A 25,465-nucleotide genomic window follows, 5' to 3' on the forward strand; every position below is an offset into this window, starting at 1 on the left:
GAGTTTCCGCAGGCGTACGAGAGGAGCACGGAGCCGCAATGAGTACCAGAGGCACGATCATGCACGGGCTACGCCGAAGGCTTGCCGCAACCTCCGCCCTGGCCATGGGCGCAGCACTGATGGTGGCGATCCCGACCCCCGCCTCCGCAGCCGCGCGGGTCGACAACCCCTATGTGGGCGCCACGGCATACGTGAACCCGGACTGGTCCGCGAAGGCGGCGGCCGAACCGGGTGGCGCCGCCATCGCCGACACGCCGGCCTTCGTCTGGATGGACCGCATCGCGGCCATCGAGGGTTCGGCTACCGCGATGAGCCTGCGCGAGCACCTGGACACCGCGCTGGACCAGGGCGCGGACCTGTTCCAGGTCGTCATCTACGACCTGCCGGGACGCGACTGCGCCGCGCTGGCGTCCAACGGTGAGCTCGGTCCCACCGAGCTCGACCGATACAAGAACGAGTACATCGATCCGATTTCCGAGATCCTTGCCGACCCGGCGTACGCGAGCCTGCGCATCGTCACCATCATCGAGCCGGACTCGCTGCCCAACATCGTCACCAACGCGGGCGGCACCGCCGGTTCCACGGATGCCTGCGCGACGATGAAGGCGAACGGGAACTACGAGAAGGGTGTCGGCTACGCCCTGCACACCCTTGGCGCCATTCCCAACGTCTACAACTACATCGACGCCGCCCACCACGGATGGCTCGGCTGGGACAGCAACATGGCCCCGGCCGCCGCGGAGTTCAAGAAGGCCGCCACTTCCGAAGGGGCCACGGTCAACGACGTGGCCGGCTTCATCGTGAACACGGCCAACTACTCGGCTCTCAAGGAGCCGAACTTCAAGATCACCGACTCGGTGAACGGCACCACGGTGCGCCAGTCGAAGTGGGTCGACTGGAACTACTACACCGATGAGCTGACGTTCGCCCAGGCGCTGCGCACCCTGCTGGTGAGCCAGGGCTTCAACTCCAACATCGGCATGCTGATCGACACCGCCCGCAACGGCTGGGGCGGCTCCGCACGACCCACCTCCGCAGGCCCGCTGACCAGCGTGGACGCCTATGTGAACGGCGGCCGGGTCGACCGCCGGATCCACGCCGGCAACTGGTGCAACCAGACCGGTGCGGGTATCGGCGAGCGTCCCACCGCAGCCCCCGAGGCCGGCATCGACGCGTACGTGTGGGCCAAGCCCCCGGGCGAGTCGGACGGCAACAGCGCCCCCATCGACAACGATGAGGGCAAGGGATTCGACCGGATGTGCGACCCCACGTACACCGGTAACGGCCGCAACGGCAACAGCATGTCGGGCGCGCTGCCGAACTCCCCGCTCGCGGGTCACTGGTTCTCCGCGCAGTTCCAGGAGCTCGTGAAGAACGCCTACCCGCCGATCGACGGCAGCGGCAACCCGGGCGGCGGCAACGACACCCAGGCGCCGACCGCGCCGACCGGTGTGACCGCGACGGCGAAGACCAGCAGCAGCGTCTCGCTGTCCTGGACGGCGTCCACCGACAACACCGGCGTGACCGGCTACGACGTGTTCCGCAACGGTGTGAAGGTGGGCTCGTCCACCACGACCTCCTACACGGACTCGGGTCTGTCGGCTTCCACCGCGTACAGCTACACGGTCAAGGCCAAGGACGCGGCCGGCAACGTCTCGGCGGCCTCCTCGGCGCTGTCCGCCACCACGTCCGCGGGCGGCGGCACCGGAACGGGCACGCTCAAGGTGCAGTACAAGAACACCGACTCCTCCGCGACCGACAACCAGATCCGGATGGGTCTGCAGCTGGTCAACACGGGCAGCGCCGCCGTGGACCTGTCCACGGTGAAGCTGCGCTACTGGTTCACCCCCGAGGCCGGGGCCTCCACCTTCGGCACCTCGTGCGACTGGGCGGTCATCGGCTGCGGCAACCTGACGCACAGCGTGAAGACCGCCGGTTCGGCGGCCGGCGCCAGCCACTACCTGGAGGTCGGCTTCGGCAGCGGCACCCTGGCGGCCGGTGCTTCCACGGGCGAGATGCAGCTGCGGCTGAACAAGAGCGACTGGTCCAACTTCAACGAGGCGGACGACTACAGCCGTTCGACCGTGACGAGCTACACCGACGCTTCGAAGGTCGGCCTGTACATCACCGGCGCACTCGCCTGGGGCACCGCGCCCTGACCTGCGGTCCGGCCCCCGTCCCCGTCCTGACACGGTGACGGGGACCGGCCACGGGTTTCCAACGGACCCGCCCCCTGCCGGAGGACCGGCAGGGGGCGGTGTCATGTGCGCGGGGCTTTCGCGGCACCGTGAGGACGTCGAGTCCCACCTCCGAGACGTTCGGCGCCGGTTGCCGGCGCCGAACCCACGTTCTGCCGCCCCGATCGGCACCGGCCGTCCGACCCGGCCGGGACGGACCTCACCCCGGAGAGGCCAGGCGCTGCTCCGCGGCCACCACGGCGTCGTGCACGCTGGTCCTTCCCAGCAGGACGCACAGGGTGTCCGCGGCGGCGTCGACCGCCCGGCGCGCCTTCTCGTCCGACGGTGATGCCGTCAGCCGGGACCGGCACCGCCTGAACTCCGCCAGCGCTTCCTCGGTCCGTCTGCGTCCCGGCAGCGGAGCGGCCCGGGCTGCCGCGAGTGGCGGGGTGCGCGCGTTCTCGATCGCCTTGCGCAGCGAACGCTCCAGATGGGTCGGCACCGTCGCTCCGCGCGATCCGGCGATCATGGCCGCCGCAGCCTGCCCCGGGGTGACATGGGCGCCCTCCGCCGCGGTGGCCAGGACCTGCGCGGCCTGGAGGGCCGAGCAGGGCGTCACGGCCATGATCATGCCGATCGCCCACGCTGTCGTCGGTTCTTCCAGGAGAGGCTTTCGCCCGGGCCCTGCCCTGCGGCGGCGTCCACCGGAGCCCTGGGGATGCACGGAGGAGACAGAAGAGGAAATCGTCATGGAAGCCATCGCTCGGCAACGGGTTGAACGACTCGGCATGCCGCACCGGGCCGCGCCGGGACCTTCCGGCACCGGAATTCTTTCCCGCACGGCTCACCGCTGACACGCCGAATACGCCGTGTCGCGTCCATCGCGACACGAAAGGCGTAATCGCGAAGGGTTACCGGCGCGCCTGGCGGACACCGGCCGCGGCCCGCGGCACGGTGCGTGCCTGATCCGGTGGGAGCAAGCGGAAAGCAGGGCAGGAGTGGGTGGCAATCCGGTGGCGGCTACGTTCGCCACGGCACTACAGCGCACCGGGAGTTCCGTCCTGGTCAGTACGGCCGGGGAGCTCGACGCGGCGGCCGCGCCCCTCCTGGAGCAGGTGCTCGCCGGCGTGCGGCCGAGCGACACCGTGCTCCTGCTGGACGTCCACGAGGTGCGGTTCATGGACTCGGCCGGGCTGCTGCTCTTTCTCGAAATGCACCGGCGCGCACAGCTCCGCGTCCCCCGGGTGATCGTGGTGGGCTGGCAGGCGCAACCACAGCGAGTGATGGAAGCGGTCGCAGGTCTGCCCCCGCACGGCGGGTGCCCGCCCGGGCGCGCGGCGCTGGCGGGCTTCCGCCGCCTGGTCCAGGACCGGGCCGACCGGCAGCGCGAATCGACCGCCGCCCCCGTGGGGGCGACCGCGTCGGCGGGCTCCGCGACCCTCTGCTGAACGCTTCCCCTCGCCGGTGCGGGGCTCGGGTGTGGGAGGGTGGAAGTGATGAACCAGCCTGGTTCTGTCGCTTCGTGGCTTCGGTACCCGACGGCAGCCCGCCGGGTCGCGGCACGTAGGCCGTGTCGTCGAACCTTCCGGTGCCGGAGCGGGCACGGCGTTCACCGTGCTCCGGACAGACGGGCCTCCCGGCCCGCCGTATCCAGGACTGCCCGCCCCGGCTGAGGGGAAGGCCAATGAAGCCGTACAACGTGCATGTGCAGTTCCTCGGGTCCGTCGCCGTCATCACGCTGTGCCAGGACCGAGCGGCCTTCTGCGCAGCGGAGAGCTCCCCGCTCGACGACGTGAACGCCCGCACCGCGTGCCGCGGACGGCTGAACTGCGCGCTGGAGACACTGCCGCCGTGGACGGGGTCCGTGGTCCTGGACACCGACCGGGTGGGCGTGCCGTATCCGGAGGACGCACTGGCGCTGGTCCAGAGCTGGGCACTGGCCCGGCGGATCCACCTCGTCACGCTCTCCCTGGACGAGGCAGGCCGTCCGCGGAGCGGTCCGCCGCGCTCCGCGCCGGCCGGGGGCGGACAGGGGCCTTCAGGTCCGGCGGGCTCGTTCCGGCGGACCCTCGCCTTCCGGGCACTCGAACAACGGGCGTGCGGGATCCGGCGGGCCCGTCGGCGGCCTCCTTCCCACGAAGGCGGGGCGTGACGCGTGAGCTGCGTACCCCGGAAGGATTCACCCGGTCAACGCGTGCCCGCGTTGGCGGTCCTTCCAGCCTGAGTGGGGGAAGATGTGGTGCTGCCCTGCCGATGGAGGTGAAGCGCCGTGAAACCCGTGCCCCACGAAGACGACGAGGAGTCTTCGTACTCGGGCGAGAACATGCTGCCCGGAGACGTCGGACGCTTCTCCGATGCGCTCGCCCGTGCCACCGCCGAGGAATCGGAAGTGGCGGTACCGGCCGCCCTGTGCCAGGCGTGTGTGGACCTTCTGGACATCACCGGCGCCTCGATCTCCTTGCAGGGCGAGGGCGACGCACGCGTCCTGTGGTGGTCCAGCAGCGAGGTCGCCGGGCAGCTCGCCGAGGCCCAGTACACCCTGGGTGACGCTCCGTGCCAGTCCGCTGTCGACCTGGTGGCACCGGTGCTCGCCGCCGACCTGACACAGGGCCCGGATGCCAGGCGCTGGCCGTTCTTCGCCCAGCAGGCCGTCGCACTCGGGGTACGCGCCGTGTTCTCACTGCCTCTCTCGGCGGGCGGACTGGCGCTCGGCACGCTCGATCTCTACCGGGAGGAAGCGGGTGAGCTCTCCGAACGGGACCGCGCCTTCGCGTTCCCGATGGCCGAGGCCATCACCACCGCGCTGCTGAACCTGCCCGGGGGACCCGCCACGTCCGATCCGGACGAGGACATGTGGCTGGCCATGGCGGAGAGCGACCACGAAGAGGTACACCAGGCCACCGGCATGATCATGGTGCACCTCGGCGTGGATCCCCAGCAGGCGCTGGCACGCTTGAGAGCACATGCCTTCTCCCACGATCTGACAGTGACGGAAGCGGCCCGCTCCGTCATCGAGGGAAAGGTCAGGTTTCATGACTGAGACCGGTCGTGCTTGTCCTGGAAGGCGAGCGGCGGCCACCGGCACCCGCTCCGGTGCGCAAGAGCGACAGGAAGACGGTGGAGTCGTATGAACAGGGAACAGCAACTGGCCGAGGCGTTCGTCGACCTCACCGACACGCTCGCCAGGGATGTCGAACCCCTCACACTGCTGCACCGTCTGACCCGCCACAGCCTCCCCCTGACCGGGATGGACGATGCCGGTGTCCTGCTGGCGAACGCCCGTGGAGATCTGCGGACCGCCGCGACGACGGACGACCGTCCCGCGCTGACCGGTCTCCTCACCTCGCAGATCCTGCGGGGCCCCGGCGCCGACGCGTACCGCACGAACGTGCCCGTGCACGCGCCCGTCATCCGGGAGGGCGCGGCCCAGTGGCCGGAGTTCGCGACGCTGGCGAGCTCGGGCGACTACGCGGGCGCTCATGCGCTTCCGCTGCGGGTGCACGGCCAGGCCGTGGGAGCCCTCAGCCTGCTCTCCCACGAACCGCGAGCTCTGGCGCCGGAGCGGACGGCTCTCGTCCAGGCGCTCGCCGATGTCGCGGTGACGGCCGTTCTGACCTGGAGCAGCGACCCGCTGCGGCCCGCCGACATCGTGACCCGCATGCAGTCGACGCTCTCCGCCAAGGCTCTCCTGGACACGGCTGCCGGCATGCTCGCCGCCACCGGGCACATCCAGCCGTACGAGGCGGCCCGCCAGCTGCATGCCTACGCCGCCCGCACCGACCTGCGCCCCGCCGAAGTGGCGGATCAACTGGTACGGAGGCTGATCGAGCCCAGCACCGTGCTGGCCCGGACACCGTAGGCGCCGTACCGGCGGCGGTCGGCACCGGGCCGGGCAAGGTCTGCCCCGCGTTGCGTACTTCTGGCGTGAGGGGGAACGAAACCTTTGGACACCGCGTGAATTCCGTACACCGCCTTTCCTCGGAGGAGCACTCCGATGACCACCACGCTCATGGCCCTTCCGTCCGCACACCGTGACCACCTTCTGAGTCTCTCCGAACACGTTCAGTTCCCGGCGGCGCAGCGGCTCTTCGAGGAACATGCCGCAGCCGATCGCTTCTGGATCCTCAAGACGGGGTCGGTGACCCTGGACGCGATGGTTCCCCACCGGCGCCGTGCGGAGATCGCCATTCTGGAGCCGGGAGAACTGGTCGGCCTGTCCTGGCTCTTCCCGCCCTTCGAATGGGAGCTGGGCGCCGAGACGTCGAGCCCCGTCCGCGCCCATGAATTCGACGCTCCACGCGTACGGGCCGAGTGCCGCTCGGACCCCGTCTTCGGATTCGCGATCAGTCAGTGGGCCGGCATGGTGCTCGCCCGGCGACTGCAGGCCACTCGCAGTCGGCTGCTCGACCTGTACGAATCGGCCACGCACGCCTGAGAACCGGCTCGTTCGGCCCGTACGGGATCCGGGCTGCCCGGGGCGACCAGGTGCCGCGGTCTCTCGCACGAGGATGATCGGCACGGGTTACACCCGGCGAGGGCTGCACCTACACTGAACGACCTGGAAAGCGGCGGTGAGCAGCGCAAACGGGCTCCGCGCAACGGTTCACCACACGAGGGAGCAACCAGGTGTTCTATTACGTGCTCAAGTACGTCGTCCTGGGCCCGCTGCTGCGGTTGTTCTTCCGCCCTGTCATCAAGGGGGTGGAGAACGTTCCGGCGGACGGCGCGGCCATCATCGCCGGCAACCACCTGTCCTTCTCCGACCACTTCCTGATGCCGACGATCCTCAAGCGGCGGGTCACCTTTCTCGCGAAGGCCGAGTACTTCACCGGCCCCGGTCTGAAGGGCCGGCTGACCGCGGCGTTCTTCCACAGCGTCGGTCAGATCCCGGTGGACCGCTCGGGCAAGGAAGCCGGGCAGGCGGCGATCCGCGAGGGGCTCGGGGTGCTGGGCAGGGGTGAGCTGCTCGGCATCTATCCGGAGGGCACCCGTTCGCACGACGGCCGGCTCTACAAGGGCAAGGTCGGTGTGGCGGTGATGGCCATCCGGGCACAGGTTCCGGTGGTTCCGTGCGCGATGGTCGGCACGTTCGAGATCCAGCCGCCCGGGAAGGTCGTCCCGCGGATCAAGCAGGTCACCATCCGCTTCGGCGAACCGCTGGACTTCTCCCGGTACGCGGGGCTCGAGAACGAGAAGGCGGCGATCCGTGCGGTCACGGACGAGATCATGTACGCGATCCTCGGCCTCTCCGGTCAGGAGTACGTCGACGAGTACGCGGCCAAGGTGAAGGCTGCCGAACAGGCCGACGGTGCCGGGAAGTTCCCGAAACGACGGGGCCGGGCGGTGTGAGCCGGCCGTGGTGACGGAGGAACAAGGACGGGCCGCCGGTGACACCGGCGGCCCGTCCCGTCACTGGGGTGTCACGGCTTCGGTGTGGCGTGCGGGGCGCACGTCACGTCGCGCCGGTCGGTCTTCCCGGTGAGCAGGTAGCTGTCCACCCGCTCGTTGATGCAGGGGTTGACCAGTCCGGTGACGCCGTGGGATCCGGCGCCCTCCTCGGTGATGAGCCGGGAGCCCTCGAAGCGCTTGTGCAGTTCGACGGCACCCTCGTACGGAGTGGCGGCGTCACGCGTGGACTGCACGATCAGCACCGGCGGCAGGCCCTTGCCGGTCCGGACGTTCAGCGGGGTCTGCTGCTTGGCCGACCAGGTCGCACAGGGCAGGTTCATCCAGGCGTTGGCCCAGGTCATGAACGGATAGTCCTTGTGCAGCCGGGTGTTGTCCCGGTCCCAGGTCCGCCAGTTCGTGGGCCACTTGGCGTCCGCGCACTCGACCGCGGTGTACACGGCGTTGCTGTTCTCGGACCGGATGTTGCCCGCCGTGTCGGACAGGTCGGGAGCGGCGGCGTCGACCAGCGCCTGGGTGTCGCCGGCCCGGTAGGCGCTCCAGGTCCGGGCGATGGGTGCCCAGGCGGAGTCGTAGTACGGGGCACTCTGGAAGAAGCCGATGAGCTCGGCGGGGCCGAGGACGCCGCCGATCGGGCTCTTCTTCGCGGCCGCGCGCAGTTTCAGCCACTCCTGCTCGACCTTCTGCGGCGTCGTGCCGATGTGGAAGGTGGCGTCGTTGACGGCGACCCACGCCTTCCAGTCGTCCCAGCGCTTCTGGAAGGCGATGTCCTGGTTGAGGTTCGCCCGGTACCAGATGTTGTCCTTCGCCGGGTTGACGACGCTGTCGACGACCATGCGGCGGACATGGGACGGGAAGAGGGTGCCGTAGACCGCGCCCAGGTAGGTGCCGTAGGAGACGCCCAGGTAGTTGAGCTTCTTCTCACCGAGCGCGGCGCGGATCACGTCCAGGTCGCGTGCGGTGTTGGGGGTGGTCATGTGCGGCAGCATCTCGCCGCTGCGTTCGGCGCAGCCGTCCGCGTACTCGGCGGCGAGCTTGCGCTGGGCACGCTTGTCGGCCTCGGAGTCGGGCACCGGGTCGGCCTTGGGTGCCTTGACGAACTCCTGCGGGTCGATGCACGAGATGGGCGCCGAGTGGCCGACGCCACGAGGGTCGAAGCCGACGAAGTCGTAGGCCTTGGCCGTGTTCACCCAGAGCGGGCTCTTCGTGGCGATGCGCTTGGGGAACGCCATGCCCGAGCCGCCGGGGCCGCCCGGGTTGTAGATCAGGGCGCCCTGGCGTTCGCTGCTGGTTCCGGTGCTGACGTGCCGGTCGACGGCGATCTTGATCTGTTTGCCGTCGGGCCTCGCGTAGTCGAGCGGGACGGTGACCCACCCGCACTGGATCGGCGCGGAGATGGCCCAGTCGGCCGGACAGTCCGCCCAGTCGATGCCGGCCCTGGCCGCGCGCGCCGCGGCCAGCTGGACGCCGCGTGCCTCGGAGCCGTTGTGGTGGCGGCCGTTGGCGGTGGCCGCCGGTGCGGCTATCGCGCCCGCTATGAGCGTGCCCGCGACCAGAGCGCCGGCTGAGCCGAACGCTGCTGTGCGTCTCAAGTGGAACCTCCCCCATGGTGAAGCGCCTTTGGGTGCGGCGCAGTTCTGTAGGAACCTCCCGCGGATCCTGTCGCCTGTGGGGCATCCGGGAACAGATCGCACACACACTTCTTTACCGAATCGATAACCGGACACCGGAGTCCTGCCAGCGGTGTCTCAGCCCCGCACGGCGGCTTCCAGCTCCTTCCTCGCCCGGTCCAGGACGGATCGCAACTCCCTTGCGTCGGAGGCGAGTACGGTCACCAGGACGGCCGGACCGGCCAGCCGGGTGAGCACGGCAGTTGCCCCCAGCAGCCGGGTGTCGGGGCCTCCGTCACCGAAGGCCGGTTCCACTACGAGCAGTTGTCCGACCGCCCGGTGTCCGCCGAGCACGGCCGGGCCGTCCCAGCCGCCTGGCGCGCCCGGACCATATGCCAGTTGCTGGTCGAGGAGCGGGCGTCCGGCGCGGTGGACGGTGAGCCTGCTCAGGAGCGTTCCGGTGGTCTCGCCGTGCCGGCCCAGAATCTGTTCCTCGCGCAGCACCAGCCGTGCGGTGGAGGCGAGTTCGATCATGGTGGTCATGTGGAGTTCGCTGCCGTGCGCCGAGATCAGCTGCTCGGGGAGCCAGTTCAGCTCGGCGTCTTCCTCCGCCTTCAGCGTGATGGCGTAGCGGGCTGCCGCCGGGTCAGGGCCCGGCCCGGGCAGGGCGACCGTCGCCGCCACCGCGTCGACGGTGAGCCGGGTCCCCTGACCGGCCCGTGCCTGGACGGCGAGCCGGTCTCCGCCGAGCGGGGCGCTCATCGCGCCCACGACGGTGACACGTGCGGCTCCGGGAGGAACGGCTCTCGTCCGGCGCAGGGCGAGCGGTCCGTCGCTCTCCAGGACGGGGAGCACGGTCGCGCCGCGTGCGTCACGTACGGCGGTGATGCGGGCGGTCGCGCGGACGCTCACGCGGTCCAGGAGGCGAGCTGCCCCCGTACCCAGTCCGCTACGGGGCCCACGCCTTCGCCCGAGGTGAGCGAGGTGAAGGCGACGGGGAGATCGCCTCGCTGCTGTGCGGCGTCACGGGCCATCCGCCCGAGGTCGGAACCGACGTAGGGCGCCAGGTCGGTCTTGTTGATCACCAGCAGGTCGGACGTGGTGACGCCGGGACCGCCCTTGCGGGGGATGTCGTCGCCGCCGGCGACGTCGATGATGAAGATCTGGGCGTCCACGAGCCCCTTGGAGAAGGTGGCCGTGAGGTTGTCACCGCCGGATTCCACGAGGATGAGGTCGAGCGGTCCCACGGTGTCCTCCAGGTCCTCGACGGCTTCGAGGTTGGCGGATATGTCGTCGCGGATGGCGGTGTGCGGGCAGGCGCCGGTCTCGACCGCCCGGATCCGCTCCGGCGGCAGAACCGCGTTGCGCAGCAGGAACGCCGCGTCCTCACGGGTGTAGATGTCATTGGTGACGACGGCCAGGGACAGCTGGTCGCGCAGGGCACGGCAGAGCGCCGCCACCGTCGCGGTCTTGCCGGATCCGACGGGTCCGCCCAGGCCGATCCGCAGGGCCCGCCGGGTGCCGTCGGGGCGCGCGGCGTCCGCGCCGAGGGCGGCGGGGCCGGTGTGGGAGTGGTCGAGGTGCATGGGGCGGCTCCTGTGCTGTTCGGGCGGCGTACGGCTCGGCGGTGCGAGGTCGCCGGACGGGGCGTGCGGCTCGGCGGTGCGGGCTCAGGAGGCGAAGAGCCGGACGGGGCGTGCGGCGTGGGCCTCTGCGGCGATGTCGAGCAACGGGGCGGAGAGAGAGGGCAGTTCGTCGATGGGTCCGCGTGCGGCTGCGGCGGCCAGCTCGGCGACGCGGTCGAGTTCGGGCGCGAGCCGGGCCAGTACGGCGGTGGCGTCGAAAGGGTTGAGCGAGAGCAGCCGGACCACGGCGGTGGCCGGTCCGCCGACCGTCTCGTACGCGGCGCAGTGTGCGGCGTCCTCGGGCGCGAGCCCCGCCGAGCGCGCGGTGAGGCCGAGTACGACCGGCTGGTGGCCGCCGCGTGGCCGGGCCAGCGCGAAGGCGTCGAGCTCCGCGCCCGGCCAGGTCGCGCGGGCGGCCCGCATCAACTGCCGGCCGAGCTTGCGAGCGACCGCCCGCAGGGCAGGTGCGGGCGTACGGGCGTCTGCGGCCTCGTCCAGGGCCAGCGGGTCGTGGCCGCGGGCGGCCGCCGCGGCGAGTGCCGCGGCGGTGAGTCCGGTCGTGTGCAGACGGCCCAGGCAGTATGCGGCGAGGTCGTCCGTGTCGCGGATCCGCCCTGCCACGACGGCCGCTTCCGCGCCGCCGGAATGGGCGTGACCGCCGGCGGGGAAGCGGCCGTCGGCCAGGACGAGGAGGGTCGCACGGCTCATCCCTGGTCCGTTCTCAGAAGAGGAAATAGCGCTGGGACATGGGGAGTTCACTGGCGGGAGCAGGTTCGACCGCTTCGCCGTCGATCGTCACGGCGAAGCTGTCCGGGTCGACGTCGACCCGGGGCAGTGCGTCGTTCTCCCGCATGTCGGCCTTGGTCACGCTCCGGGTGCTGGTGATCGGCACGAATTGCTTGCCCAGCCCGAGCCGTTCAGGCAGCCCGTCCTCGATCGCCGCTGACGAGACGAAGTTGAAGGAGTTGCCGGCCGGGGCCCTGCCGACGGCACCGAACATCGGGCGCGGCAGAACGGGCTGTGGGGTGGGAATGGAGGCGTTGGCATCACCCATCTGCGCATAGGCGATCTGGCCGCCCTTGATGACCAGCTGCGGTTTGACGCCGAAGAAGGCGGGCTCCCACAGGACCAGATCCGCGAGTTTGCCGGTCTCCACGGAGCCGATCTCCCGGTCGAGGCCCTGCGCCACTGCCGGATTGATGGTGTATTTGGCGACATAGCGACGGACCCGGTGGTTGTCGGCCCGCCCGTCGCCCGGCAGGGCGCCCCGCCGCTTCTTCATCACATGGGCGGTCTGCCAGGTACGCAGCACGACCTCGCCGATACGGCCCATGGCCTGGGAGTCGGAGGAGATGATCGAGATGGCGCCGAGGTCGTGCAGGATGTCCTCGGCCGCGATGGTCGAGGGCCGGATCCGTGACTCGGCGAACGCCAGATCCTCAGGCACCGTGGGGTTCAGGTGGTGACAGACCATCAGCATGTCGAGGTGCTCCTCGATGGTGTTGACGGTGTGCGGCCGGGTCGGATTGGTCGAACTGGGCAGGACGTACGGCTCCGAGACCACGCTGATGATGTCAGGAGCGTGCCCGCCGCCCGCACCTTCGGTGTGGTACGCGTGGAGGGTGCGCCCGGCGATGGCGGCCAGGGTGTCGGCCACGAATCCGGCCTCGTTGAGCGTGTCGGTGTGGATGGCGAGCTGGGCCCCGGTCTCCTCGCAAACACCCAGACAGGCGTCGATGACCGCGGGGGTCGCACCCCAGTCCTCGTGAATCTTGAACCCGAGTGCTCCTGAACGCAGTTGGGAGTGCATGGCGTCACGGGACATCGTGTTGCCCTTGCCGAGCAGACCGATGTTGACGGGGTACGCCTCCAGCGCCTCGAACATCCGGGCCAGGTGCCAGGGACCCGGGGTGATGGTCGTGGCCTTGGTGCCTTCGGCCGGTCCGGTGCCGCCGCCGACCAGAGTGGTGATGCCGCTGGAGAGCGCCTCGTCGACCAGGGTCGGCGAGATGAAGTGCACATGGGCGTCGATGGCGCCCGCAGTGAGGAACTTCCCGTTGCCTGCGATGATTTCGGTCTCGGGGCCGATGACGAGCTCCGGATGGACGCCATCCATCGTGTCCGGGTTCCCGGCCTTGCCGATCCCGGTGATCCGGCCGTCGCGGATGCCGATGTCCGCCTTGACGACGCCCCAGTGGTCGATGACGACGGCGCCGGTGATCACGGTGTCCGGCGCGCCTTCGGCGCGGGTGGTACGCGCCTGCCCCATGGACTCCCTGATCACCTTGCCGCCGCCGAACACCGCCTCGTCGCCCGCGCGTCCGGGTCCGCCGCAGCGGTCCTCCTCGATCTCCACGAGCAGATCGGTGTCGGCGAGGCGGATCCGGTCGCCGGCGGTGGGGCCGAACAGGTCGGCGTACACGGCACGGTGGAGTTCAGCCATCGAGAGGGCCTCCGGTCTGGCCGCGCAGGCCGGGAACGATGCGCCGCCCGGCCAGCGGGACGAGTTCGATGTCGACACGCACGCCGGGCTCGAAGCGGACCGCCGTTCCCGCGGCGATGTTCAGCCGCAGTCCGTGCGCAGCCTCGCGGTCGAACTCGAGGCCGGGGTTGGCCTCGGCGAAGTGGTAGTGCGACCCCACCTGAACCGGCCGGTCGGCCGCGTTGAGGACGGTGAGGCTGCTGACCGTCCGGCCCGCGTTGAGCGGCACGGGCCCCTCCGCGTACAGGATCTCTCCCGGAATCATCGGCGGCCCGTCAGACGATCGGTTCATGGACGGTGACGAGCTTGGTGCCGTCGGGGAACGTCGCCTCGACCTGCACGTCGTGGATCATCTCGGCGATGCCGTCCATGACGTCGTCGCGGGTGAGCACCTTGCGGCCGGACGCCATGAGTTCGGCGACCGTCCGGCCGTCGCGCGCCCCCTCCATCAGGTGCGAGGTGATGAGGGCGACCGCCTCCGGATGATTGAGCCGCAGTCCGCGCGCGCGGCGCTTCTCGGCCACGTCGGCGGCCACATGTATGAGCAGGCGTTCCTGCTCGTGCGGGGTCAGTTGCACGCGTCCACCTCACAGTCGTCCGCCCAGTACCGGCCCTGGGCGCAGCGAGACACTAGCGATCTTCAACATCCTGTTGAAGGTCGAACCGGTGCCGCACGGCGAGGTATTGCACGTTAGAGCCGAAGTTTTTCCGGCGCGTTAACTGGGCCTTTGCAGATCCATGGACATCAGCCCGCGCAGGCCGCTCTCGAGAACCTCCGGCTCCGCGTCGCCGAACATGGCGAGTTGGGTGATGAAGCCCTGGGCGGTGGCGATCAGCGTGCGGGCCATGTGCTCGTCCGGCACGTCGGCGCCGAGCAGGCCGCTCACGCGGTACACGCCGACCAACTCGGCCCAGGAGCGCCGCAGGCCCTCGTACGCCTCACCGAGCGTGACCGCCAGGCGCTCGCTGCGCAGCGTCTCCGACCACACCTGGACGATCAGCCCGGCATAGGCCCTCGGGTCCAGTCCGCCCCGTCGCGCCGGGTCGTCACCGAACAGGGTGCGCACCACGCGGCCCATCAGCACGTCGGGGGTGGGCGGCGGGCTGACGCGGGCGGCACGCTCGAAAGCCTGCCGGACCCCGCCGACCGCCTCGTCGGCGATCGCGGCGATCAGGTCCTCCTTGCCGCCGAAGTAGCGGTAGACCGCACCGGCCGACAGCCCGACCTCCTTGAACACGTCCTGCATCGAGGTGGCGTGGAAGCCGTCGCGGGCGAAGCAGCGCGCCGCCCCGTCGAGGATCTGCCGGCGGCGGGCGTCGAGGTGTTCCTGGGATACACGGGCCATGGACTCAATCTAAAACGAACGTTCCTTCTTGACAAGCCTCCCGCCCGGCGGGACAGTGACACCGTCACGTAAAACGAACGATCCTTCTCTTTGAAATCGAGGTTCCCGTCATGTCCGCTGCCCCGAACCGCCGTCTGGTGGCGGTCGTCCTCCTGGTCCCCGTGGTGGTCGCGCTCGCTCTCTGGGCCTTCGCCTGGCCCGCCGCCCGGATGGCGCCCCGGGACCTGCCCGTCGGCGTCGCGGGCGCCGCACCGGCCGCCGACCACCTGGCGCAGCAGCTCGAACAGCGCGACGGCGCCTTCGAGGTCCACCGCTACGGCTCCGAGGCCGCCGCCCGTACCGCGATCGAGGACCGCTCCGTATACGGCGCGATCGTGGCCACCCCGAAGGGCCCCGAGCTGCTGACGGCCTCCGCCGCCGGCCCCGTGGTCGCCCAGCTGCTGCACGAAGCGGTGACCGCATCCGCGCCCGCGGGCACCTCGGTGCCGGTCACGGACGTGGTGGCGGCACCGGCCACGGATCCGCGGGGCAGCGTGCTCGGCGCGAGCATCCTGCCCCTGGCGATCGCGGGCGTGGCCGCCGGTTCGGCCGTGACGCTGCTGCGGTTGCGCGGCGGGCGCGCGGTCACGGCGCTGCTCGGCGTGGCCGTACTGGTGGGGATCGTCGCCGCCGCGCTCACCGACAGCTGGCTGGGAGTGATCACCGGCGCCTGGTGGAGCGAGGCGGGGGCACTCGGCCTCACGGTTCTCGCCATCGGCGGGACGGTGGCGGGGCTCGCCGCACTGATCGGGCCGGCAGGTGTCGGCCTCGGCGCGCTGCTCATGGTGCTCATGGGCAACCCGTTCTCGGGCGTCACCAGCGCCCCCGAACTCCTGCCCCGGCCGGTCGGGGCGCTCGGCCAGTTGCTGCCGCCCGGTGCGGGCGGCTCACTGCTGCGCTCGGTCGCGTTCTTCGACGGGCGGGCGGCGGGCGGCGCGGCCCTGACCCTGAGCCTGTGGGCCGTACTCGGCCTCACCGCAGTTCTCATAGGCGGCCGCCGCAGGCCTCCGGTACCGGCCGCGCCCGAGGCCAAGCCGTCGCGTCAGCCCGCGCTCGCGGGCTGAGCGGACGCGCGGTGAGGCCGTGCATCCGCCACCGCGGTGGGGGATGCACGGCCTCACCGCGTTCCGTCAGCTGGCCGGACCCTGCTGGCCCCGGTGTTCCGCGGCGATCCCGAAACGGTGCCGTTCGCCCGGAGCGGACGCCGAGGAGCCGAGCGAGGAGACGGAACTGATCACCTGCTCACGCTCCGCCGCCTCCTCGCTCTCAAGTCGCTCCAGGTCAGCGGCCGATACGAGTGCCACGAGCGGCTTGCCGTGCCGCGTCACGACCACGCGCTCGCCGCCGTAGACGACTCGGTTGATCAGTTCGGCGAGGTCAGCTCGGGCTTGCGTCACCGGAATCTCATAAGCCATGCTCCCATCATAACCTTCTGTACGTCCTGTACATTTTTTACAGAAGTGCGCCCGGCTGCCTCCCGGCCCCGCGCACCACGGACGAGAGGCTCAGCCATGCACCGCCCCGCCGCCCGCCACGTACTGCCCGAGTTCACGGAACGCACGTCCCAGGGGGCGCGCACGCTCGACCCCTACTCCAAGCTCCTCGCCGAACGGGTGGTGTTCCTCGGCACGCCCGTGGACGACACGGCCGCCACCGATCTGGTCGCCCAGTTCATGTACCTGGAACACGACGCTCCCGACCGGCCCATCTCGCTCTACATCAACTCCCCCGGCGGCTCCTTCGGCGCCATGACCGCCCTCTACGACACGATGGCCTACCTCACCTGCGAGGTGGAGACCTTCTGCCTCGGCCAGGCGGGCGCCGCCGCGGCCGTACTGCTCGCGGCGGGCGCCCCGGGCAAGCGGCACGCACTGCCGGGTGCCCGCGTGGTGGTGCAGCAGCCCGAACTCCCCGAGCCGGTACAGGGGCAGCCCTCCGACCTGGAGATCGAGGCGCGGGAACTGGCACGGATGCGCGACACGCTGACCGGCATGCTGGCCCGTCACACCGGCCGCGCCGCCGAGCAGATCGCCGCCGACACCGAGCGCGATCTGATCCTCGACGCCGAGGGCGCCAAGGACTACGGACTGGTCGACCACATCGTGCGACGCCGCGGACCGTCGCTGTCCGCGCACCCCGTGAGGTGAACCCGCGATGCAGCCACCGGAGTTCGCACCCCTGCCCGCCCTGACCCGCGCGGAGGGCGAGTTCATCGACCGCTACCTGCAAGTCCTCGACCAGGTGGGCCGGATCAATCCGGCCCACGGCGGCGACACCTACGGCGCCCTGCGTGCCGCCCAGGCGCTGACCTCCTACGCGGCCGCACTGCGGGACGCGCTCACGTCGATGCACGAGCGGGGCGAAGACCGGATCCACGCGGCCACGTTGACCCGGGCCCTGCGCGTCCTCGACGGCGAAAGGCGCTCCGGGCGGGTCACCGTGCCGCCCGACCCGCCGAGTTGATCAGCCCGACCGGCCGACACGCCCGACGTGCGGCCCGGATTTTCTCGCTCGTTCGGCGTAGGCGTTACTTCGCACGAGGGACAACTCGATTTGCGTTCCCGAAGTGGACGATGGGTGAAATCTCCCGTTCCGTAGCTGGTGCGGCACCGGTCGGCGAGACCCTGCGGTTTGCCGCAACGTCACCTGCCCACCCGAACGGATCATTCGTGATGAGCCTCACATATCACCGTTTCACCTCGGAAATCGGTCACTCGGTGAGTCAAGATCCCTGGGACGACAAGCCCCCGCCACCGCGGCGGGGCGGTCCGGGCGGACGCCGAGTCCTGCCGCCGCCCGGATGCCTGGTCGACAGGAGTGGATCGGCAGGAGTGGAGGACCCAGCACAACGGGCCGACCGGACTTCCGGTTGACCCTCGGGGTGAAGCCGCGACTGCGGCCGGGCGACTTCGCCGGCCCGAACCCGACAGGTCATCCTTCACAGGCGGCTGACGAAGGGTTGCGCATGACTGCGCAGGTTCATGTCCCGTCTCTGCTCACCCGGGCCGGTACGGCCTCGGTGATGACTCTCGCCGCCGTCGGCGGCACGCTGTTCGTGCCCGGCGCCGTGACCGACGCCCAGGCCGCCACTCATTCGATGAAGGCCCTCACCATCGCCGCGTCGAAGAAGGGCGCGCCCTACCGGTGGGGTGCCACCGGGCCCAGCCGATTCGACTGCTCCGGGCTGACGCTCTACTCCTTCAAGAAGGCCGGGAAGAAGCTCCCGCGCACGGCCCAGCAGCAGTACAACAAGACCCGCCACATCTCGTCGTCCAAGCGGCAACGCGGCGATCTGGTCTTCTTCCGCTCCGGCCGCAGCATCTACCACGTGGGCATCTACGCGGGCAGCGGCAGGATCTGGCACTCGCCCAAGACAGGGGCCGTGGTCCGCCTGGAGAAGATCTGGACGAAGAGCGTCTCCTACGGACGCGTCCGTTGAGGCCTCTCCCGCGTCCCGGCCCGCTCTCCCGCCTCAGCGCAGCAGCGGGCCCGTCACCAGGGCCAGGCCCAGCGCGGTGAGTGCCGCGCCGCTGCCGCCCTCGATCACCCGGGCGGCACGCGGCCGGCGCAGCCACCGGCCGAGGCGGTCCACCAGGAGCGCCACGACCGGGAACCAGATCAGCGCCAGGAGCACGACGATCGCGGCGAGCAGCAGCGTTCTGGGCAGGGGCGCGGCCCCGGCCGGCACGAACTGCGGCAGCAGGCTGAGGAAGAGCACGGGCGCCTTGGGGTTCAGCGCATTGGTCAGGAATCCCTGGCGCAGTGCGCGACCGGTTCCCATGCCCGCCCGCCCGCTGTCCGCCTCATCCGGCCGGGGGTCCGCCGTCCGTCCGGCGCCGCTCCTGGCCGCGTACAGGGCGCTGATCCCCAGGTAGAGCACATAGGCCCCGCCCAGCAGCTGAATGGTCCGGAACAGCACGGGCACCGCCACCAGCACGGCGGCCAGACCGGCGACGGCGAGCGCGGTGTGGAGGAGGAGGCCCCCGGCGACCCCGAGCGCGGTCGCCACTCCTGTCGCGCGCGAGGCGAGGGCGTTGCGTACGACGACGGTGAAGTCCGCGCCGGGCAGCGCGACCATGGCGGAGGCGACCCCGACGAAGGCGGTCAGTTGTGCGTCCATGGGTCAACCCTGGACCGCCGGAGCCTTTAGCGTGTACTTGCAATCTTCTGGGTCTGCCAAAAGGAACGCTTAATGTACGACCCGACACGGCTCGCGGCGCTCGTGGCGGTCGCCGAGGCCGGTTCGATCACCCGGGCCGCCGCCCGCCTGGGATACACCGCCCCGGCACTCTCCCAGCAGCTCGCCAAGCTGGAGCGGGAGGCGGGGGCGGCGCTGCTGGTGCGCCATCACCGGGGCGCCCGGCTGACCGCGGCGGGCGAGCTCCTCGCCGGACGCGCCCGGCGGGTCCTCGACGAGATGGAGCAGGCACGCCACGAACTGGCCCGCCTCGCCGGACTCTCCGGCGGCCGTCTGCGCGTCGGCACCTTCACCACCGCGGGCATCCATCTGCTGCCTCCGGTACTGAGCGCGTTCCGCCGGGCCCACCCGGACGTGGAGCTGGCCGTCACCGAGTACGAGCCGCCGGGCGGGGTGGCCGCGGTGGCCGCGGGCGAGGTGGATCTGGCGCTGACCCACGACTACGAGCCGGGTCCCGTGACGCCGCCGCCGTCAGGTGTCCTGGCCGAATCGGTCCTGGTCGAGGAACTGGTCCTGATCACGGCCGTCGGCCAGATCCTGGCGGACGGCAGCGGGCGGCTCCCGGTGACGGAGCTGGCGGGCCGCCCCCTGATCAGCAGCGCGCCCACGCATCCGCCGCGCCGCGGGGTGGAGAGCGCGCTCACCGAAGCGGGGGCGCTGCCCGCGGTGGTCTGCGAGTCGCCCGGCTACGCGCTGGTGTGCGCCCTGGTCAGTGCGGGCATCGGGATGGCGGTGGTGCCGGAGATGGTCGCCGCCATGTCGCCGACGCCCCTGTCCGTCCGGCGGCTGGAGCCGGCCTCGTTCCGCCGGACGATCTCGGTGGTCCATCGCGGTGACCGCGCGAGCCCGGCGGCTTCGACACTTCGGGCGCTGCTGCGCAGCGGATTCGGGCGGGCAGCGGTGCCCGGGTGACCCACGCGCGCAGCCGGGGATCACGGTGACCACGGCCACGGCGACCATCGCGCCCGGGTGACCCACGCACGCGGCCGGGGAAGTCAGTGCTGGACGGGAACCTGCCACGGCAGCGCGATCCAGACGGTCTTCCCGCCGTCCGGGGTGGGCGTGACGGTGAGCCGGCCACCGTACTCCTTGGCCAGCGAACGGATGATCACCATGCCGCGGCCGTTGTCCTGCTGTACGGCCGCCGGCAGCCGCTGGGGCCACCGGGGGTGACTGTCCGTCACTCCGAGGCTCAGCTGCTCCTCCCGCTCCAGCCGGAGGTCCACGGTGAAGGTGGGAGACTGCCCGAACGTGTGCTGGACCGCGTTGGTCGCGAGTTCCGAGACGATGAGCCGGACGGTCTCGCCCGTGTCCGTGCCGTCGGGCAGTCCCCATTCGGCCAGCACCCGGGCGACATAGCGCCGGGCCGCGGAGACCGATACCGGCTCGCTCGGCAGGGTGACACGTGCTTCCTGATGGTCTGCCATGGCGAGCCGTCCCTTTCCCACCCGGAAGCGACCCCGCGATCGATGGTTCCGGGTTGTGCTTCGCGCCAGATTGCCACTGATGCTGCCCGCTGTAACGGCGATCCACCAAGATATGCATATATCTGTCGCTCGAAGCGGTGAACTCTGCCCCGGATGTCCCGTAAGGGCGCCACACTGTCCGCTCGACAGGGAGTGGGAGGGAGGCACCACATGCAGCACGGCCCTGCGGTGCGACGCCGCAAGCTCGGGGAGGAACTGCGGAGTCTGCGCCATGCGTCAGGACTCACGAGCCGGGACGCGGCTCGTCTGCTCGGCTGGCACCAGTCGAAGGTCAGCCGTATCGAGACCGGCGTGAGCGGAGTGCGACCCGGTGACGTGACCCGGCTGCTCGACACCTACGGCACCGACGACCCGAAGCTGCGCGAGGTCCTGGAGGCGCTCGCGGGTTCGGCGGGCGGCGGAGGCGCGGGATGGTGGCACGCCTACCGCGGCCTCATCCCGCCGCAGTACCGCGACTTCATCAGTCTGGAATCACAGGCGCGCACCGCCCGAACCCTGGAGACGTCGGTGGTGCCGGGCCTCTTGCAGACCGCCGGGTACGCCCGTGCGGTGACCCGGGCCTCGCTCGACGGGCTGCCCGTCGGACAGCTGGACTCACTCGTGGAAGTGCGGCTGGCGCGGCAGGGGGTGCTGCGGAGCGACCCGCCGCTGAGGCTGAGCGCGGTGCTGGACGAGGCGGTGCTGCGGCGGGAGGTCGGCGGCCGCGGGGTGATGCGGGAGCAGTTGCGCCATCTCAGCAGGGTTGCCCAACTTCCGCATGTTCAGCTCCAGTTGCTGCCGTTCTCGGTCGGCGGCTATGTGGGCCTCACCGGACCTTTCGTTATCTTCTCCTTTCCGACCACTTCTGATCTGGATGTGGTCGTTCTAGACCACTTGACGAGTAGCCTCTACCTGGAGCGGAAAGAAGACCTCGAGGCGTACAGCTCGGCCTTCCGCACCCTGCAGGCACACGCGCTGTCGCCGGAGCACTCGTTGGATCTGATCGCCGCGATCGACCGCGACGGTCAGTGAACCCGGACTGCCCGAGGGAGCGTCATGTCGGATTGCCTCGCACAGCACGCGTTACGTTGGCGGCGCAGCAGCCGCAGCACGGGAATGAACAACTGCGTGGAGACCGCGCCGTTCGGTGGCCGGCGGCTGGCGGTGCGCGACTCCAAAGACCTGTCCAGGCCGCCTCTGCAGTTCACCGCGACGGCCTGGACGTCCTTCGTCACCGCCCTGAACGGCGGCTCCGTCCGCTGACCCCGGGGCCGTGCGCCGTCGGCCGGCGACACCCGGAGGGTCAGCCCTCCGGGGCGGTCCGCCGCACGATGGCCACCGCACGGGCGATCTGCTCGTCCGTCAGGTCGGCACGAGCGGTCAGTCGCAGCCGGGAGACACCGTCCGGCACGGACGGCGGCCGGAAGCACCCCACGGCGATACCGGCGGCACGGCAGTCGGCCGCCCAGCGGACAGCGGTCTCCGCCGAAGGGGCGCGTACCGAGACCACGGCCGCGTCGGGCCTCACCGCGGTCAGACCGGCCGCGGTCAGCTGCCCGTACAGGGCGGTGGCGACCGTACGGGCCCTGGCCGCACGTTCCGGTTCACGGCGCAGGAGCCGCAGGCTGCCGAGCGCGGCACCCACGGCGGCCGGGGCCAGCCCGGTGTCGAAGATGAACGTACGGGCGGTGTTGACCAGATGGTCGATCACCCGGGCCGGGCCGAGGACCGCTCCGCCCTGGCTGCCCAGGGACTTGGAGAGGGTGAGCGTCGCGGCGACGCCGTCGCCGCCCGCCAGGCCGGCCGCGGCGAGCGCACCCCGTCCGCCGTCCCCGAGCACTCCCAGGCCGTGCGCGTCGTCGACGAGCAGTGCGGCGTTCTCCGCGCGGCAGGCTTCGGCCAGTTCGGACAGCGGCGCCGCGTCGCCGTCGACCGAGAAGACCGAGTCGGTGACGGCGAGGGACCTGCCCCGGTGCGCGTGCAGGGTCTTGCGCACGGCCTCGGGGTCGGCGTGCGGCACGACGGCGGTCTCGGCCCGCGAGAGCCGGCACCCGTCGACGATCGAGGCGTGGTTGCCCGCGTCCGACACGATCAGCGAGCCGCGGCCGGTCAGGGCGGTGAGCGCCGCGAGGTTGGCGGCGTAGCCGGAGGACAGGACCAGGGCCGCTTCGAAACCGCAGAAATCGGCCAGTTCGTCCTCGAGCTCGGCGTGCAGCGCGGTGGACCCCGTCACCAGCCGGGATCCGGTGGCGCCGCCGCCCCAGCGGGTTGCCGCGTCGGCCGCGGCAGCGGTCACCTCCGGATGCCGGGTGAGGCCGAGGTAGTCGTTGCTCGCGAGGTCCAGCAGTTCCGGTTCGGCGGGCCGCGGCCGGAGCGTACGGACGAGTCCGGCGTCCGCGCGGCGGCACGCCTCCTCGTCGATCCAGTCGAACGGGGCGAAGGACATGAGCGGGTCCCTTTTGTAGGCAGCTCACAGACCCTAACCGGGGGCGCACCCGGACATGGTGTGGCCATGCACACACCCTCAGCGGGCTCTATTGTCCGGTTCCTCCTTGGCTCGGAGCGGTGCCGTGCGCCAGGATCATCGCCATGGACCTCCTGAACACGCTGGTGGACAAGGGGCTGCGGCGCGAGCTGCCGACCCGTGAAGAAGCGCTCGCCGTACTGGCGACCCCGGACGACGAACTGCTCGATGTGGTGGCCGCGGCCGGAAAGGTGCGCCGTCAGTGGTTCGGACGGCGGGTGAAGCTGAACTATCTGGTCAATCTCAAGTCGGGGCTCTGTCCCGAGGACTGCTCGTACTGCTCCCAGCGGCTGGGTTCCAAGGCCGAGATCCTGAAGTACACCTGGCTCAAGCCCGACGAGGCGTCGAAGGCCGCGGCGGCGGGAGTGGCGGGTGGCGCCAAGCGCGTCTGTCTGGTCGCGAGCGGCCGGGGGCCGACCGACCGGGACGTCGACCGGGTGTCGCAGACCATCGAGGCCATCAAGGAACAGAACGAGGGCGTCGAGGTGTGCGCGTGCCTCGGCCTGCTCTCCGACGGCCAGGCCGACCGGCTGCGGTCGGCGGGCGCCGATGCCTACAACCACAACCTCAACACGTCCGAGGGAACGTACGGGGAGATCACGACCACCCACACCTACGCCGACCGGGTGGAGACGGTCCACCAGGCGCAGGCCGCCGGTCTCTCCGCCTGTTCCGGGCTGATCGCGGGCATGGGGGAGAGCGACGCCGACCTGGTCGATGTCGTCTTCGCCCTGCGTGAGCTGGACCCCGACTCGGTGCCCGTCAACTTCCTGATCCCGTTCGAGGGCACTCCGCTCGCCAAGGAATGGAACCTGACGCCGCAGCGCTGTCTGCGCATCCTGGCCATGGTCCGGTTCGTCTGCCCGGACGTGGAGGTCCGGCTGGCGGGCGGCCGTGAGGTGCATCTGCGTTCGATGCAGCCGCTGGCCCTGCACCTCGTCAACTCGATCTTCCTGGGCGACTATCTGACCAGCGAGGGCCAGGCCGGACAGACCGACCTCGACATGATCGCGGACGCCGGCTTCGAGGTGGAGGGTGCGGGTACGACGACGCTGCCCGGCCACCGCGTGGACGCGGGCTCTGGCTGTGGTTCCCACGCAGGCGGCTGTGCCCCCTGCGGCGACGGCCCGGCGCAGACCGCTCCCACGGAGGCGGTTCTCGCGGAGGCTGCTCCGGCGGAGGCGGCTTCCCCGGTGACCGCTCCCGCGGAAGCCGCCGCGGACCGGGCGGCGCGCACGGACCTGGTGACGGTCCGCCGTCGCGGCGCCGGTACGGACCTCGCTCCCAATGCCTGAGCCGCTCACTCCTGCCGGACTCCGCGCGCTGGACCGGGCCCATGTCTGGCATCCCTACGGCCCCATGCCGGGCCGGCAGGAGCCGCTGATCGTGGAGTCCGCGTCCGGTGTACGGCTCCGGCTGGCCGAACCGGTTCATGGGCAACACGAGTTGGTCGACGGAATGTCGTCGTGGTGGTCGGCTGTGCACGGGTACAACCACCCGGTACTGAACGAGGCGGCGCGCGGCCAGCTGGACCGGATGAGTCATGTGATGTTCGGCGGGCTCACCCACGAGCCCGCCGTGCGGCTGGCCGCCCAGCTGGTCGAGATCACCCCGGAACCGTTGCAGCATGTCTTCCTCGCCGACTCCGGCTCGGTGTCGGTCGAGGTGGCCGTGAAGATGTGCCTCCAGTACTGGCGTTCCGCCGGGCGGCCGGCCAAGCAGCGCCTGATGACCTGGCGCGGCGGGTACCACGGTGACACCTGGCAGCCGATGTCGGTGTGCGACCCCGAGGGCGGCATGCACGAGCTGTGGTCGGGGGCGCTGCCCCGGCAGGTCTTCGCGGACGAGCCGCCGGCCGGTTTCGACGCTGAGCCCGACGCCGCGTACGCGACGCATCTGCGCGAGCTGATCGCGCGCCACGCCGACGAGCTCGCCGCGGTGATCGTGGAGCCCGTGGTGCAGGGTGCGGGCGGCATGCGCTTCCACTCCCCCGCGTACCTACGGGTCCTGCGGGAGGCCTGCGACGCACACGGCGTCCTGCTGGTGTTCGACGAGATCGCCACCGGCTTCGGACGTACGGGCAGACTGTTCGCAGCCGGGCACGCCGGGGTCTCGCCCGATGTGATGTGTGTGGGCAAGGCGCTGACCGGCGGCTATCTGACGATGGCGGCGACCCTGTGCACGACCGCGGTGGCCGAAGGGATCTCGCGCGGCGAGGTGCCGGTGCTCGCCCACGGGCCGACGTTCATGGGGAACCCGCTCGCCTCCGCGGTCGCCTGCGCCTCGATCGAGCTCCTGCTCGGCCAGGACTGGGAGCAGGAGGTCAAGCGGATCGGTGCCGGTCTCCGGGACGGCCTGGCCCCTGCCGCGGAACTGCCCGGGGTCCGCGACGTGCGGGTCCTGGGCGCGATCGGCGTCGTGCAGCTCGATCACGAGGTGGACATGGAGTCCGCGACCCGGGCGGCGGTGCGCGAGGGCGTGTGGCTGCGGCCGTTCCGCGATCTCGTCTACACCATGCCGCCGTACGTCACGGGCGACGACGACGTGGCGCGGATCTGCCGTGCCGTGTGCGCTGCGGCGCGGGAGGGCTGA

At 70.9% G+C, this 25,465-nt stretch carries 29 protein-coding genes and 1 riboswitch; of the genes, 16 read left to right on the top strand and 13 right to left on the bottom strand.

Features of this window, described 5'->3' with window-relative positions; translation table 11 throughout:
- Window positions 1-38 precede the first annotated feature (38 nt).
- Window positions 39-2,159, top strand: a complete 2,121-nt coding sequence (locus ACIQMX_RS24550) for a glycoside hydrolase family 6 protein (RefSeq protein WP_363078349.1) — start codon at window positions 39-41, stop codon at window positions 2,157-2,159.
- Between the two features lie 238 nt (window positions 2,160-2,397).
- Here ACIQMX_RS24550 and ACIQMX_RS24555 read toward each other — a convergent pair whose 3' ends face one another.
- On the bottom strand, window positions 2,398-2,796 hold the full coding sequence (locus ACIQMX_RS24555; protein WP_402481095.1) for a DUF5133 domain-containing protein: 399 nt from the start codon (window positions 2,794-2,796) through the stop codon (window positions 2,398-2,400).
- Between the two features lie 394 nt (window positions 2,797-3,190).
- On the opposite strand from ACIQMX_RS24555, the gene ACIQMX_RS24560 reads away from it, so the two are divergent.
- From ACIQMX_RS24560 to ACIQMX_RS24585, 6 genes are all read left to right on the top strand, one after another.
- Entirely contained in the window at window positions 3,191-3,625 is a 435-nt protein-coding gene (locus ACIQMX_RS24560; protein ID WP_402481097.1) for an STAS domain-containing protein, read from the top strand.
- A gap of 236 nt (window positions 3,626-3,861) precedes the next feature.
- The gene (locus ACIQMX_RS24565; protein ID WP_402481100.1) at window positions 3,862-4,329 is read left to right on the top strand and encodes a hypothetical protein; all 468 of its coding nucleotides are present in this window, start codon (window positions 3,862-3,864) and stop codon (window positions 4,327-4,329) included.
- Window positions 4,330-4,446: 117 nt separating this feature from the next.
- The gene (locus tag ACIQMX_RS24570; RefSeq protein ID WP_402481103.1) at window positions 4,447-5,217 is read left to right on the top strand and encodes a GAF and ANTAR domain-containing protein; all 771 of its coding nucleotides are present in this window, start codon (window positions 4,447-4,449) and stop codon (window positions 5,215-5,217) included.
- Between the two features lie 87 nt (window positions 5,218-5,304).
- Entirely contained in the window at window positions 5,305-6,036 is a 732-nt protein-coding gene (locus tag ACIQMX_RS24575) for a GAF and ANTAR domain-containing protein (protein WP_402481105.1), read from the top strand.
- A 135-nt stretch (window positions 6,037-6,171) separates the two neighbouring features.
- A complete protein-coding gene (locus tag ACIQMX_RS24580) occupies window positions 6,172-6,612 on the top strand; it encodes a Crp/Fnr family transcriptional regulator (RefSeq protein ID WP_402481107.1) in 441 nt (146 codons plus the stop codon).
- Between the two features lie 191 nt (window positions 6,613-6,803).
- Window positions 6,804-7,526: a lysophospholipid acyltransferase family protein gene (locus ACIQMX_RS24585; protein ID WP_363078363.1), complete on the top strand. Its 723-nt coding sequence runs from the start codon at window positions 6,804-6,806 to the stop codon at window positions 7,524-7,526.
- A gap of 71 nt (window positions 7,527-7,597) precedes the next feature.
- Here the strand turns inward: ACIQMX_RS24585 and ACIQMX_RS24590 are convergent, their stop codons facing one another.
- The 8 genes from ACIQMX_RS24590 to ACIQMX_RS24625 all read right to left on the bottom strand — a co-directional run bounded on the left by ACIQMX_RS24590 (window position 7,598) and on the right by ACIQMX_RS24625 (window position 14,646).
- On the bottom strand, window positions 7,598-9,175 hold the full coding sequence (locus ACIQMX_RS24590) for an alpha/beta hydrolase (protein WP_402481110.1): 1,578 nt from the start codon (window positions 9,173-9,175) through the stop codon (window positions 7,598-7,600).
- A 156-nt stretch (window positions 9,176-9,331) separates the two neighbouring features.
- Window positions 9,332-10,105 (bottom strand): urease accessory protein UreD, encoded by a 774-nt coding sequence (locus ACIQMX_RS24595; protein WP_402481113.1) that lies wholly within the window; start codon window positions 10,103-10,105, stop codon window positions 9,332-9,334.
- On the bottom strand, window positions 10,102-10,779 hold the full coding sequence (gene ureG, locus ACIQMX_RS24600) for an urease accessory protein UreG (protein WP_402481115.1): 678 nt from the start codon (window positions 10,777-10,779) through the stop codon (window positions 10,102-10,104). Before ureG ends, ACIQMX_RS24595 begins: the two co-directional genes overlap by 4 nt.
- An 84-nt stretch (window positions 10,780-10,863) precedes the next feature.
- Window positions 10,864-11,526, bottom strand: coding sequence for an urease accessory protein UreF (locus ACIQMX_RS24605; RefSeq protein ID WP_402481118.1), 663 nt, complete (start codon window positions 11,524-11,526; stop codon window positions 10,864-10,866).
- A gap of 13 nt (window positions 11,527-11,539) precedes the next feature.
- Window positions 11,540-13,261: an urease subunit alpha gene (locus ACIQMX_RS24610; RefSeq protein WP_402481120.1), complete on the bottom strand. Its 1,722-nt coding sequence runs from the start codon at window positions 13,259-13,261 to the stop codon at window positions 11,540-11,542.
- Complete coding sequence (locus ACIQMX_RS24615; RefSeq protein ID WP_402481420.1) at window positions 13,254-13,565, bottom strand: urease subunit beta; 312 nt, start codon at window positions 13,563-13,565, stop codon at window positions 13,254-13,256. The genes ACIQMX_RS24610 and ACIQMX_RS24615 overlap by 8 nt, the downstream gene beginning before the upstream one ends.
- Before the next feature lie 10 nt (window positions 13,566-13,575).
- Window positions 13,576-13,878 carry an urease subunit gamma gene (locus tag ACIQMX_RS24620; protein WP_148015252.1) on the bottom strand — a complete coding sequence of 101 codons (303 nt, stop codon included), beginning with the start codon at window positions 13,876-13,878 and terminating at the stop codon, window positions 13,576-13,578.
- Between the two features lie 138 nt (window positions 13,879-14,016).
- On the bottom strand, window positions 14,017-14,646 hold the full coding sequence (locus ACIQMX_RS24625) for a TetR/AcrR family transcriptional regulator (protein WP_402481123.1): 630 nt from the start codon (window positions 14,644-14,646) through the stop codon (window positions 14,017-14,019).
- Window positions 14,647-14,756: 110 nt separating this feature from the next.
- Between ACIQMX_RS24625 and ACIQMX_RS24630 the strand changes: the two genes are divergently transcribed.
- Window positions 14,757-15,749 (top strand): ABC transporter permease, encoded by a 993-nt coding sequence (locus tag ACIQMX_RS24630; RefSeq protein WP_402481126.1) that lies wholly within the window; start codon window positions 14,757-14,759, stop codon window positions 15,747-15,749.
- 66 nt (window positions 15,750-15,815) lie between these two features.
- Here ACIQMX_RS24630 and ACIQMX_RS24635 read toward each other — a convergent pair whose 3' ends face one another.
- A complete protein-coding gene (locus ACIQMX_RS24635) occupies window positions 15,816-16,100 on the bottom strand; it encodes a type II toxin-antitoxin system Phd/YefM family antitoxin (protein WP_402481128.1) in 285 nt (94 codons plus the stop codon).
- Between the two features lie 96 nt (window positions 16,101-16,196).
- Here ACIQMX_RS24635 and ACIQMX_RS24640 point away from each other — a divergent pair, with 96 nt between their 5' ends.
- The 3 genes from ACIQMX_RS24640 to ACIQMX_RS24650 all read left to right on the top strand — a co-directional run bounded on the left by ACIQMX_RS24640 (window position 16,197) and on the right by ACIQMX_RS24650 (window position 18,124).
- Window positions 16,197-16,832 (top strand): ATP-dependent Clp protease proteolytic subunit, encoded by a 636-nt coding sequence (locus tag ACIQMX_RS24640; RefSeq protein WP_402481130.1) that lies wholly within the window; start codon window positions 16,197-16,199, stop codon window positions 16,830-16,832.
- 7 nt (window positions 16,833-16,839) lie between these two features.
- Window positions 16,840-17,148, top strand: coding sequence for a hypothetical protein (locus tag ACIQMX_RS24645; protein ID WP_402481133.1), 309 nt, complete (start codon window positions 16,840-16,842; stop codon window positions 17,146-17,148).
- Window positions 17,149-17,452: 304 nt separating this feature from the next.
- Window positions 17,453-17,647: riboswitch (cyclic di-AMP (ydaO/yuaA leader) on the top strand.
- A gap of 3 nt (window positions 17,648-17,650) precedes the next feature.
- The gene (locus tag ACIQMX_RS24650; RefSeq protein WP_363070908.1) at window positions 17,651-18,124 is read left to right on the top strand and encodes a C40 family peptidase; all 474 of its coding nucleotides are present in this window, start codon (window positions 17,651-17,653) and stop codon (window positions 18,122-18,124) included.
- Window positions 18,125-18,157: 33 nt separating this feature from the next.
- Here the strand turns inward: ACIQMX_RS24650 and ACIQMX_RS24655 are convergent, their stop codons facing one another.
- On the bottom strand, window positions 18,158-18,805 hold the full coding sequence (locus ACIQMX_RS24655; protein WP_402481136.1) for a LysE family translocator: 648 nt from the start codon (window positions 18,803-18,805) through the stop codon (window positions 18,158-18,160).
- A gap of 72 nt (window positions 18,806-18,877) precedes the next feature.
- Between ACIQMX_RS24655 and ACIQMX_RS24660 the strand changes: the two genes are divergently transcribed.
- Complete coding sequence (locus ACIQMX_RS24660; protein WP_363070904.1) at window positions 18,878-19,795, top strand: LysR family transcriptional regulator; 918 nt, start codon at window positions 18,878-18,880, stop codon at window positions 19,793-19,795.
- An 83-nt stretch (window positions 19,796-19,878) separates the two neighbouring features.
- Here the strand turns inward: ACIQMX_RS24660 and ACIQMX_RS24665 are convergent, their stop codons facing one another.
- The gene (locus tag ACIQMX_RS24665) at window positions 19,879-20,310 is read right to left on the bottom strand and encodes an ATP-binding protein (protein ID WP_363070902.1); all 432 of its coding nucleotides are present in this window, start codon (window positions 20,308-20,310) and stop codon (window positions 19,879-19,881) included.
- A 210-nt stretch (window positions 20,311-20,520) separates the two neighbouring features.
- On the opposite strand from ACIQMX_RS24665, the gene ACIQMX_RS24670 reads away from it, so the two are divergent.
- A complete protein-coding gene (locus tag ACIQMX_RS24670) occupies window positions 20,521-21,381 on the top strand; it encodes a helix-turn-helix transcriptional regulator (RefSeq protein WP_363070900.1) in 861 nt (286 codons plus the stop codon).
- Between the two features lie 24 nt (window positions 21,382-21,405).
- Window positions 21,406-21,612, top strand: a complete 207-nt coding sequence (locus ACIQMX_RS24675; protein WP_363070898.1) for a DUF397 domain-containing protein — start codon at window positions 21,406-21,408, stop codon at window positions 21,610-21,612.
- A 40-nt stretch (window positions 21,613-21,652) separates the two neighbouring features.
- Here the strand turns inward: ACIQMX_RS24675 and ACIQMX_RS24680 are convergent, their stop codons facing one another.
- Window positions 21,653-22,795: an 8-amino-7-oxononanoate synthase gene (locus ACIQMX_RS24680; RefSeq protein WP_402481140.1), complete on the bottom strand. Its 1,143-nt coding sequence runs from the start codon at window positions 22,793-22,795 to the stop codon at window positions 21,653-21,655.
- 143 nt (window positions 22,796-22,938) lie between these two features.
- Here ACIQMX_RS24680 and bioB point away from each other — a divergent pair, with 143 nt between their 5' ends.
- Window positions 22,939-24,168 carry a biotin synthase BioB gene (gene bioB / locus ACIQMX_RS24685; RefSeq protein ID WP_402481142.1) on the top strand — a complete coding sequence of 410 codons (1,230 nt, stop codon included), beginning with the start codon at window positions 22,939-22,941 and terminating at the stop codon, window positions 24,166-24,168.
- Entirely contained in the window at window positions 24,161-25,465 is a 1,305-nt protein-coding gene (locus ACIQMX_RS24690) for an adenosylmethionine--8-amino-7-oxononanoate transaminase (protein ID WP_402481145.1), read from the top strand. The genes bioB and ACIQMX_RS24690 overlap by 8 nt, the downstream gene beginning before the upstream one ends.

This window comes from Streptomyces sp. NPDC091416 (genome assembly GCF_044756845.1).
In the GTDB taxonomy this organism is placed as follows: Bacteria; Actinomycetota; Actinomycetes; order Streptomycetales; family Streptomycetaceae; genus Streptomyces.